This window comes from Mesorhizobium sp. M7A.F.Ca.US.006.04.2.1, assembly GCF_004022915.1.
GTDB classification, from domain to species: Bacteria; Pseudomonadota; Alphaproteobacteria; order Rhizobiales; family Rhizobiaceae; genus Mesorhizobium; species Mesorhizobium ciceri.
The window spans coordinates 1-1,454 of the sequence record NZ_RZQA01001178.1; the positions used below are offsets into that span (position 1 = coordinate 1).

2 protein-coding genes are annotated in these 1,454 nt (G+C 63.1%); both read left to right on the forward strand.

What is annotated here, in order from left to right; genetic code table 11:
- The coding region (locus EN925_RS35545; protein ID WP_164894651.1) for a sugar ABC transporter ATP-binding protein at positions 1–1,041 on the forward strand (1,041 nt) is incomplete at its 5' end.
- A gap of 124 nt (positions 1,042–1,165) precedes the next feature.
- Positions 1,166–1,454, forward strand: a 289-nt coding sequence (locus tag EN925_RS35550) for a LysR family transcriptional regulator (RefSeq protein ID WP_164894652.1), incomplete at its 3' end; no start/stop codon positions are given.

The following is a 1,454-nucleotide window of genomic DNA, read 5'->3' on the forward strand; positions in this document are numbered from 1 at the left end:
GTCCACCACAAGGCTCGCGTCATCATCTTCGACGAGCCGACCGCGACGCTGACGCCTGAAGAGAAGAGCCACTTCTTCAAACTTTTGCAGCGGCTGGTGAAGGAGGGCATCGCCGTCATCTTCATCACCCATGCGCTGGAAGAGGCGCTTGCCGTCGCCAACCGCATCACGGTCATGCGCGATGGCGAGATCGTCGCGTCCGGCGAGGCCAAGGGCTTCACCCGCGCCTCGATCGTGCAGGCCATGGTCGGCCGCACGCTCACCGAAACGCTGCATGGCGAGGTCAAGCGCACGGCGCGCCCCTACGGCGACAAGGTGCTTTCGGTCGAGAATCTGTCCTGCGCCGGCCTGGTGCGCAACTCTTCCTTCTCGGTGTTTTCAGGCCAGGTCACCGGCATGTTCGGCCTTGTCGGCGCCGGCCGCACCGAAATGGCCAAGGTCGTCGCCGGACTGTTGAAGCGCAACATCTTCCACGGCGGCGAGATCCGCCTGCTCGGCAAGTCGGTGCGCTATCGGGTGCCCAGGCCTGCGGTGCGCGACGGCATCGTCTATGTCACCGAGGATCGCAAGGTCGACGGTTTCTTCGAAACCATGACCGCGGGCGAGAACCTGCAAATGGGTGAACTGACCGAGGGCGCCAATCCCGTCTCCATGGTGTCGCTGGCGCGAGCCAGGCAACTTGCCCGCGAATGGGGCGAACGTCTGAGCCTGCGGCAGACCAGCGACCGAGCCCGGATGATCGAGCTCTCCGGCGGTAACCAGCAAAAGGTCGTGATCGCCAAATCGCTGATTCAGAAGCCGAGGCTGGTGATCTTCGACGAGCCGACACGCGGGGTCGACGTCGGCGCCATCGTCGAGATCCACCAGCTCATCAGCGATCTCGCCGAGCAAGGCATGGCCGTCGTTGTCATCTCGTCCTACCTGCCTGAAATTCTCGCCGTTTCGGATCGCATTCTGGTGGTCAAGCGCGGCCGCGTGGTCGAGGAGATGATGCTTTCGGAGGCCACCGAGGAACGCGTCATGTTCGCCGCGGTTCATTGAGCGGCTCGACAAGAGAGACACTTTTGCCGGCCAAGCCAGGACCAATGTCTGGCCTGCCCTATTGCCTTGCAATCGGTTCCGCGTCTGAATAGGTCAGGGGTCAGATCACCCTGCCCGAGCGGATATGCCCAGCGTCAACCTCAAACTTCTGCAGACGTTCCTGCTTGCCGCCGAAAACGGCAGCTTCCGACGTGCTGCCGAGGAGAGCAACCGTTCGCCATCGGCGGTCTCGATGCAGATTCGCGACCTTGAGGAGCAGATCGGCATCTCGCTGTTCATCCGCACCGCACAGCGTGCCAGCCTGACGCCGGAAGGCCAGATCCTGTTCGAGGAGATCGCCAACGTGATGTCACAGGTGCAGACCAGCCTCGACCGCCTGACGGAGGTCGCCGCTCGGCGCAAGGGCAAAGTGC